The organism is Streptomyces sp. NPDC001604, from assembly GCF_042893475.1.
Lineage (GTDB): Bacteria > Actinomycetota > Actinomycetes > Streptomycetales > Streptomycetaceae > Streptomyces.
Genome location: NZ_JBIAUY010000004.1, coordinates 114807 through 123771, shown reverse-complemented (window position 1 = coordinate 123771; position 8965 = coordinate 114807). Strand labels below are relative to the sequence as shown.

The following is an 8965-nucleotide window of genomic DNA, read 5'->3' as shown; positions in this document are numbered from 1 at the left end:
TTGGGGGGGGGGCCCCGGGGGGGGGCCCCCCCGGGGGGTGGCCGGGCGGCCCCCCCCCCGCGGGGGGGGGGCCAAAAAAAGTTGTGGAGCCCCCCCCCCGGGCGCCACGTTTCTGCTCAGGGCCCTCAAGGGCTCTCGGACGACGTCAGACCTCTTCGTGGGCGACCGCGCGGCGCGCGTCCGCGTCCAGCACGCCCCAGCTGATCAGCTGCTCGGTGAGGACCGAGGGGGACTGGTCGTAGATGACGGCGAGTGTGCGCAGGTCGTCCTGGCGGATCGACAGCACCTTGCCGTTGTAGTCACCGCGCTGCGACTGGATCGTCGCCGCATAGCGCTGCAGCGGGCCCGCCTTCTCGGCCGGCACGGTCGCCAGCCGCTCCAGGTCCAGGACCAGCTTCGGCGGCGGCTCGGCGGCGCCGCCCGGGGTGGTGCCCGGCAGGAGCTCCTGCACCGGGACCCCATAGAAATCCGCCAGTTCGGCGAGGCGCTGTACGGTCACGGCACGGTCGCCGCGCTCGTACGAACCGACCACGACCGCCTTCCAGCGTCCCTGGCTCTTCTCCTCGACACCGTGGAGGGAAAGGCCCTGCTGGGTGCGGATGGCCCGGAGCTTGGCCCCGAGCTGTTTGGCGTATTCGCTGGACATATAGCTCCCCGGACACTGTGTCGACGCGGCCGAAGAGGTTCCGAACCGCGCGTCTGGTAACTCACTGTGAGGTTACGCAGCGTGACTCTTCTGCGTCAAGCCGAATGGTCCACACCGACTCTTCCGTGGCCGCAGTGGCCGATTACGCCATGGGGGTGATCAGGGGCGCCGCCCGGGCCTGCTACCGTGGATGGCGCAAATCCGACGTCCTTTAAGGTCCGTCCCGTGAGGCGGAGAAGGAGGTCCGTTTCGTATGGACAAGCAGGACACATCCGGGAATCCGGCGTCCGATGCGCGGCCGGTTCTCGAAGGCCCCGACATCGCGCGGGTGTTGACCCGCATCGCCCACGAGATCGTCGAGCGCGCCAAGGGCGCCGACGACGTGGTGCTCCTCGGCATTCCGACCCGAGGGGTCTTCCTCGCCCAGCGGCTCGCCGCCAAGCTCGAGGAGATCACCGACCGGAAGATCCCGGTCGGTTCGCTCGACATCACCATGTACCGCGACGACCTGCGCATGCATCCGCCGCGTGCGCTGGCCCGGACCGAGATCCCCGGTGACGGCATCGACGGCCGCCTGGTCGTCCTCGTCGACGACGTGCTCTTCTCCGGTCGCACCATCCGCGCGGCCCTGGACGCCCTGAACGACATCGGGCGTCCGCGCGCGGTGCAGCTCGCCGTCCTCGTCGACCGCGGCCACCGTGAACTGCCCATCCGCGCCGACTACGTCGGCAAGAACCTCCCCACGTCGCTGCGGGAGACGGTCAAGGTCCAGCTCGCCGAGGAGGACGGTCGCGACACCGTGCTGCTCGGTGCGAAGCCGGCCGCCCCGGGCGAGCAGCAGTAGCACTCGGTCGTACGACTCCGAGTGCGCAGTTGCGCGCACGTATGCCCGGCTGTGCCCTCTGGGGCCGTGACACCGGCGGCTGCCGCCGCAGGCCCCAGACACCCGGCCTCCCAAAAACCTGAACTGCCTTACGGAGCCTGACAGATGCAGCGTCATCTCATCTCGGCCGCCGACCTCACCCGCGACGACGCCGTCCTGATCCTCGACACCGCCGAGGAGATGGCCCGGGTCGCCGACCGGCCGATCAAGAAACTGCCGACCCTGCGCGGCCGTACCGTGGTGAACCTCTTCTTCGAGGACTCCACGCGCACGCGCATCTCCTTCGAAGCCGCCGAGAAGCGCCTGTCCGCGGACGTCATCAACTTCACCGCCAAGGGGTCGAGCGTCTCCAAGGGCGAGTCCCTGAAGGACACCGCCCAGACCCTGGAGGCGATGGGCGTCGACGCCGTGGTCATCCGGCACGGCGCCTCCGGGGCCCCCTACCGCCTCGCCAACTCCGGCTGGATCGACGCGGCCGTCATCAACGCCGGGGACGGCACCCACCAGCACCCCACCCAGGCCCTGCTCGACGCGTTCACCATGCGCCGCCGCCTGGTCGGCCGGGACGCCGGGATAGGGCAGGACCTGTCCGGCAAGCGGATCACGATCGTAGGCGACGTGCTGCACAGCCGGGTCGCCCGCTCCAACGTCGACCTGCTGCACACGCTGGGCGCCGAGGTCACCCTCGTCGCGCCGCCCACCCTGGTGCCGGTCGGCGTCGAGACCTGGCCCTGCGAGGTGTCGTACGACCTCGACTCCACCCTCACCAAGTCCGACGCGGTGATGATGCTGCGCGTGCAGCGCGAGCGCATGAACGCCGCGTTCTTCCCGACCGAGCGCGAGTACTCGCGGCGCTACGGCCTCGACGGCGACCGCATGGCGCGGATGCCCGAGCACGCCATCGTGATGCACCCCGGCCCGATGGTCCGCGGCATGGAGATCACCGCCGAGGTCGCCGACTCCGAGCGCTGCACCGTCGTCGAGCAGGTCGCAAACGGAGTCTCCATCCGGATGGCCGTTCTGTATCTGCTGCTCGGTGGAAACGAGCCCGCCGTCACCCACACCCGCCCCACCGGTTCCGAGGAGAAGTAAGTACAGATGAGCAAGATCCTGATCCGTGGTGCGAAGGTGCTCGGCGGCGAGCCGCAGGACGTGCTGATCGACGGCACGACGATCGCCGAGGTGGGCGTCGGTCTCAGTGACGAGGGTGCCGAGGTGGTCGAGGCGGCCGGCAAGGTGCTGCTGCCGGGGCTGGTCGACCTCCACACCCATCTGCGCGAGCCCGGGCGCGAGGACTCCGAGACCGTGCTGACCGGCACGCGCGCGGCGGCGAGCGGCGGCTACACGGCCGTGTTCGCCATGGCCAACACCTTCCCGGTGGCCGACACCGCCGGCGTCGTCGAGCAGGTCTACCGGCTCGGCCAGGAGCACGGCTACTGCGATGTGCAGCCCATCGGCGCCGTCACCGTGGGCCTTGAGGGCAAGAAGCTCGCCGAGCTGGGCGCCATGCACGAGTCGGCCGCCGGTGTCACCGTCTTCTCCGACGACGGCAAGTGCGTCGACGACGCTGTGATCATGCGCCGGGCGCTGGAGTACGTGAAGGCCTTCGGCGGGGTCGTCGCCCAGCACGCGCAGGAGCCCCGGCTGACCGAGGGCGCCCAGATGAACGAGGGCATCGTCTCCGCCGAGCTGGGCCTCGGCGGCTGGCCCGCGGTGGCCGAAGAATCGATCATCGCCCGGGATGTCCTGCTCGCCGAGCACGTGGGGTCCCGAGTCCACATCTGCCACCTGTCGACCGCCGGCTCGGTCGAGATCGTCCGCTGGGCCAAGTCCCGCGGCATCGACGTCACCGCCGAGGTCACCCCGCACCACCTGCTCCTCACCGACGAGCTGGTGCGGACGTACAACCCGGTCTACAAGGTGAACCCGCCGCTGCGCACCGAGCGCGATGTCCACGCCCTGCGTGAGGCGCTCGCCGACGGCACGATCGACATCGTCGCCACCGACCACGCCCCGCACCCGCACGAGGACAAGGACTGCGAGTGGGCCGCGGCCGCCATGGGGATGGTCGGGCTGGAGACCGCGTTGTCAGTGGTGCAGGAGACCATGGTGGACACCGGGCTGATCGACTGGGCCGGGGTCGCCGAGCGCATGTCCTTCAAGCCCGCCCGGATCGGGCAGGCCAAGGGACACGGGCGTCCCGTCTCGGCTGGTGAGCCCGCCAACCTCACGCTCGTCGACACGGAATACCGTGGGTCCGTGGACCCCGCGGGCTTCGCCTCGCGCAGCCGCAACACTCCGTACGAGGGGCGTGAGCTGCCGGGCCGTGTCACGCACACGTGGCTCCGGGGCAAGGCCACGCTCGTCGACGGGAAGCTCACGTGACACCTGTAATCCTGCTCGCAGCCGAGAAGAAGTCGGCCGAGGTCACCGACTGGGCCGCCCGGCTCGGCTGGCTCGTCGGGCTCGCCCTCTTCATCGCGCTCGTCTACTGGCTGATGCGCGAGGGCTGGAAGTGGCGCGGCACGCTCCAGGGTGACCTGCCGGAGCTGCCCAGCGCGCCGGACGAGCCGGGCGAGGCGAGACTGACTGTGTTGTCGATGAGTGGCCGCTATCACGGCTCCACCACCGCCGGGCAGTGGCTGGACCGCATCGTCGCGCACGGCCTCGGCACCCGCAGCCGGGTCGAGCTCACGCTGACGGACGCGGGACTGGATGTCGTACGCCCCGGTGCGAGCGATTTCTTCGTCCCTGCCGCGCAACTGCGTGAGGCCCGGCTCGACAAGGGCATCGCCGGCAAGGTCCTGACCGAGGGCGGACTGCTCGTGGTGACCTGGGCGCACGGCGACCGGCTGATCGACTCCGGCTTCCGCTCGGACCGCGCGGCCGAGCACACCGAATGGGTCGAGGCCCTGAACCTGATGATCAACAAGACGGAAGGCGCACGATGACAACCTCCACCAGGGGAGCCGCCAAGGTTCCCGCCGTACTCGTCCTGGAGGACGGCCGGATCTTCCGCGGTCGCGCCTACGGGGCCGTGGGGGTGACCTTCGGCGAGGCGGTCTTCTCGACCGGCATGACCGGCTACCAGGAGACCCTGACCGACCCCTCGTACCACCGTCAGGTCGTCGTGATGACCGCCCCGCACGTCGGCAACACCGGCGTCAACGACGAGGACCCGGAGAGCAAGCAGATCTGGGTCGCCGGATATGTGGTGCGCGACCCCGCGCGGGTGCCGTCCAACTGGCGCTCCCGCCGCTCGCTGGACGAGGAGCTGCGCCACCAGGGCGTCGTCGGGATCTCCGGCATCGACACGCGCGCGCTCACGCGTCATCTGCGCGAGCGCGGCGCCATGCGGGTGGGCATCTTCTCCGGCAACGCGCTGCCCGACGAGGGCACCATGCTCGCCGAGGTCCGCCAGGCCCCCGAGATGAAGGGCGCCGACCTGTCCGCCGAGGTCGCCACCAAGGAGGCGTACGTCGTCCCGGCGATCGGTGAGAAGAAGTTCACCGTCGCCGCCATCGACCTCGGCATCAAGGGCATGACCCCGCACCGCATGGCCGAGCGCGGCATCGAGGTGCACGTACTGCCCGCAACGGCCACCGTCGAGGACGTGTACGCCGTCAACCCCGACGGTGTGTTCTTCTCCAACGGCCCCGGTGACCCGGCCACCGCCGACCACGCCGTCTCCGTCATGCAGGGCGTGCTGGAGCGCAAGACCCCCCTCTTCGGCATCTGCTTCGGCAACCAGATCCTGGGCCGCGCGCTCGGCTTCGGCACGTACAAGCTCAAGTACGGCCACCGCGGCATCAACCAGCCGGTGCAGGACCGCACGACCGGCAAGGTCGAGGTCACCGCGCACAACCACGGCTTCGCCGTCGACGCCCCGCTCGACAAGGTCTCCGACACCCCCTACGGCCGCGCCGAGGTCTCCCACGTCTGCCTCAACGACAACGTGGTGGAGGGCCTGCAGCTCCTCGACCAGCCGGCCTTCAGCGTCCAGTACCACCCCGAAGCGGCAGCGGGCCCGCACGACGCCGCCTACCTTTTCGACCGCTTCACGTCTTTGATGAGCACAGTCTCGATGGAGGGCCAGCGTGCCTAAGCGCACCGATATCCAGTCCGTCCTGGTCATCGGCTCCGGCCCGATCGTCATCGGCCAGGCCGCCGAGTTCGACTACTCCGGCACCCAGGCGTGCCGCATCCTGCGCGCCGAAGGCCTGCGGGTCGTCCTCGTCAACTCCAACCCGGCGACGATCATGACCGACCCGGAGATCGCCGACGCCACATACGTCGAGCCGATCACCCCGGAGTTCGTCGAGAAGATCATCGCCAAGGAGCGCCCCGACGCGCTCCTGCCCACCCTGGGCGGCCAGACGGCCCTCAACACGGCCATCTCGCTGCACGAGGCGGGCACCCTCGACAAGTACGGCGTCGAGCTGATCGGCGCCAATGTCGAGGCCATCAACAAGGGCGAGGACCGCGACCTGTTCAAGGAGGTCGTCGAGGCCGTCCGCCAGAAGATCGGGCACGGCGAGTCCGCCCGCTCGGTCATCTGCCACTCCATGGACGACGTCCTCGCGGGCGTCGAGACCCTCGGCGGCTACCCGGTCGTCGTCCGCCCGTCCTTCACCATGGGCGGCGCCGGCTCCGGCTTCGCGCACGACGAGGAGGAACTGCGCCGGATCGCAGGGCAGGGCCTCACGCTCTCCCCGACCACCGAGGTGCTCCTGGAGGAGTCCATCCTCGGCTGGAAGGAGTACGAGCTGGAGCTGATGCGCGACAAGCACGACAACGTCGTGGTCGTCTGCTCCATCGAGAACTTCGACCCCATGGGCGTGCACACCGGTGACTCCATCACCGTCGCGCCCGCGATGACGCTGACGGACCGCGAGTACCAGATCCTGCGCGACATCGGCATCGCGGTCATCCGCGAGGTCGGCGTCGACACCGGCGGCTGCAACATCCAGTTCGCGGTGAACCCCGAGGACGGTCGCGTGATCGTCATCGAGATGAACCCACGCGTGTCGCGGTCCTCGGCGCTCGCCTCCAAGGCGACCGGCTTCCCGATCGCCAAGATCGCCGCCAAGCTGGCCGTCGGCTACACCCTCGACGAGATCCCGAACGACATCACCCAGGAGACCCCGGCCTCCTTCGAGCCCACGCTCGACTACGTGGTCGTGAAGGCCCCGCGGTTCGCCTTCGAGAAGTTCCCGCAGGCCGACTCCACGCTGACCACCACCATGAAGTCGGTCGGCGAGGCCATGGCCATCGGCCGCAACTTCACCGAGGCCTTCCAGAAGGCGCTGCGCTCGCTGGAGAAGAAGGGCAGCCAGTTCACCTTCGTCGGTGAGCCCGGCGACAAGGCGCTCCTCCTCGAAGCGGCCGTCCGCCCGACCGACGGCCGGATCAACACCGTCATGCAGGCCATCCGTGCCGGCGCCACCCAGGAGGAGGTCTTCGAGCACACGAAGATCGACCCCTGGTTCGTCGACCAGCTCTTCCTCATCAAGGAGATCGCGGACGAACTCGCCGAGGCGCCCGAGCTGACCCATGAGCTGCTGGCCGAGGCCAAGCGGCACGGCTTCTCCGACCAGCAGGTCGCCGAGATCCGCGGCCTGCGCGAGGACGTCGTGCGCGAGGTCCGGCACGCGCTGGGCATCCGCCCGGTCTACAAGACGGTCGACACCTGCGCCGCCGAGTTCGCCGCGAAGACGCCGTACTTCTACTCCTCCTACGACGAGGAGACCGAGGTCGCGCCCCGCGAGAAGCCCGCGGTCATCATCCTGGGCTCCGGCCCCAACCGCATCGGCCAGGGCATCGAGTTCGACTACTCCTGCGTCCACGCCTCCTTCGCACTGAGCGACGCGGGCTACGAGACGGTGATGGTCAACTGCAACCCGGAGACCGTCTCCACGGACTACGACACCTCCGACCGCCTGTACTTCGAGCCGCTGACGCTGGAGGACGTGCTGGAGATCGTCCACGCCGAGCAGCAGGCGGGCCCGGTGGCGGGCGTGGTCGTCCAGCTCGGCGGCCAGACCCCGCTCGGCCTCTCGCAGGCGCTGAAGGACAACGGCGTGCCGATCGTCGGCACCTCGCCGGAGGCGATCCACGCCGCCGAGGACCGCGGCGCCTTCGGGCGCGTGCTCGCCGAGGCCGGACTGCCGGCCCCCAAGCACGGCACCGCCACCACCTTCGCCGAGGCCAAGGCCATCGCCGACGAGATCGGCTACCCGGTCCTGGTACGGCCGTCGTACGTTCTCGGCGGACGCGGCATGGAGATCGTCTACGACGAGACCCGGCTGTCGGCCTACATCGCCGAGTCGACCGAGATCAGCCCCTCCCGGCCGGTCCTCGTCGACCGCTTCCTCGACGACGCCATCGAGATCGACGTCGACGCGCTCTACGACGGCCAGGAGCTCTACCTAGGCGGGGTCATGGAGCACATCGAGGAGGCCGGGATCCACTCCGGCGACTCGGCGTGCGCCCTGCCCCCGATCACGCTCGGCGGCTTCGACATCAAGCGGCTGCGCGCCTCCACGGAGGCCATCGCCAAGGGCGTCGGCGTGCGCGGCCTGATCAACATCCAGTTCGCGATGGCCGGCGACATCCTCTACGTCCTCGAGGCCAACCCGCGCGCGTCCCGCACCGTCCCCTTCACCTCGAAGGCCACCGCGGTGCCGCTCGCGAAGGCCGCGGCCCGGATCTCGCTGGGCGCGACCATCGCCGAACTGCGCGCCGAGGGCCTGCTGCCGGCCAACAGTGACGGCGGCGAGCTCCCGCTCGACGCGCCGATCTCCGTCAAGGAGGCCGTCATGCCGTGGTCCCGCTTCCGGGACATCCACGGCCGCGGCGTCGACACCGTCCTCGGCCCGGAGATGCGCTCCACCGGCGAGGTCATGGGGATCGACTCCGTCTTCGGCACGGCCTACGCCAAGTCGCAGGCGGGCGCCTACGGCCCGCTGCCCACCAAGGGCCGCGCGTTCATCTCGGTCGCCAACCGCGACAAGCGCTCGATGATCTTCCCGGCGCGCGAACTCGTCGCCCACGGCTTCGAACTGCTCGCCACCTCCGGCACCGCCGAGGTCCTCAAGCGCAACGGCATCAACGCCACCGTCGTGCGCAAGCAGTCCGAGGGCACCGGCCCGAACGGCGAGAAGACCATCGTCCAGCACATCCACGACGGCGAGGTCGACCTCATCGTCAACACCCCGTACGGCACAGGCGGCCGCCTCGACGGCTACGAGATCCGCACGGCGGCCGTAGCGCGGTCGGTGCCGTGCCTGACGACGGTCCAGGCGCTCGCGGCGGCCGTCCAGGGCATCGACGCCCTCAACCACGGTGACGTGGGCGTCCGTTCGCTCCAGGAACACGCGGAACACCTGACCGCGGCCCGCGACTAGCAGCCCTGAGGGGGACACCGGTAACGGTGT

The 8965-nt window shown here is 69.8% G+C and carries 7 protein-coding genes; 6 read left to right on the top strand and 1 reads right to left on the bottom strand.

What is annotated here, in order from left to right; genetic code table 11:
- Positions 1 to 145: 145 nt before the first annotated feature.
- Positions 146 to 646, bottom strand: a complete 501-nt coding sequence (gene bldD, locus ACFY1E_RS13615) for a transcriptional regulator BldD (protein WP_030946861.1) — start codon at positions 644 to 646, stop codon at positions 146 to 148.
- Between the two features lie 253 nt (positions 647 to 899).
- Between bldD and pyrR the strand changes: the two genes are divergently transcribed.
- From pyrR to carB, 6 genes are all read left to right on the top strand, one after another.
- Entirely contained in the window at positions 900 to 1490 is a 591-nt protein-coding gene (gene pyrR / locus ACFY1E_RS13610) for a bifunctional pyr operon transcriptional regulator/uracil phosphoribosyltransferase PyrR (RefSeq protein WP_344405788.1), read from the top strand.
- A gap of 144 nt (positions 1491 to 1634) precedes the next feature.
- Positions 1635 to 2621, top strand: a complete 987-nt coding sequence (locus ACFY1E_RS13605; protein ID WP_344405789.1) for an aspartate carbamoyltransferase catalytic subunit — start codon at positions 1635 to 1637, stop codon at positions 2619 to 2621.
- Positions 2622 to 2627: 6 nt separating this feature from the next.
- Positions 2628 to 3914, top strand: coding sequence for a dihydroorotase (locus tag ACFY1E_RS13600; protein WP_389075117.1), 1287 nt, complete (start codon positions 2628 to 2630; stop codon positions 3912 to 3914).
- Complete coding sequence (locus ACFY1E_RS13595; protein ID WP_389075115.1) at positions 3911 to 4480, top strand: hypothetical protein; 570 nt, start codon at positions 3911 to 3913, stop codon at positions 4478 to 4480. The genes ACFY1E_RS13600 and ACFY1E_RS13595 overlap by 4 nt, the downstream gene beginning before the upstream one ends.
- A complete protein-coding gene (gene carA / locus ACFY1E_RS13590; RefSeq protein WP_351466651.1) occupies positions 4477 to 5634 on the top strand; it encodes a glutamine-hydrolyzing carbamoyl-phosphate synthase small subunit in 1158 nt (385 codons plus the stop codon). Before ACFY1E_RS13595 ends, carA begins: the two co-directional genes overlap by 4 nt.
- Positions 5627 to 8935, top strand: a complete 3309-nt coding sequence (gene carB / locus ACFY1E_RS13585; RefSeq protein ID WP_389075112.1) for a carbamoyl-phosphate synthase large subunit — start codon at positions 5627 to 5629, stop codon at positions 8933 to 8935. The genes carA and carB overlap by 8 nt, the downstream gene beginning before the upstream one ends.
- Positions 8936 to 8965 lie beyond the last annotated feature (30 nt).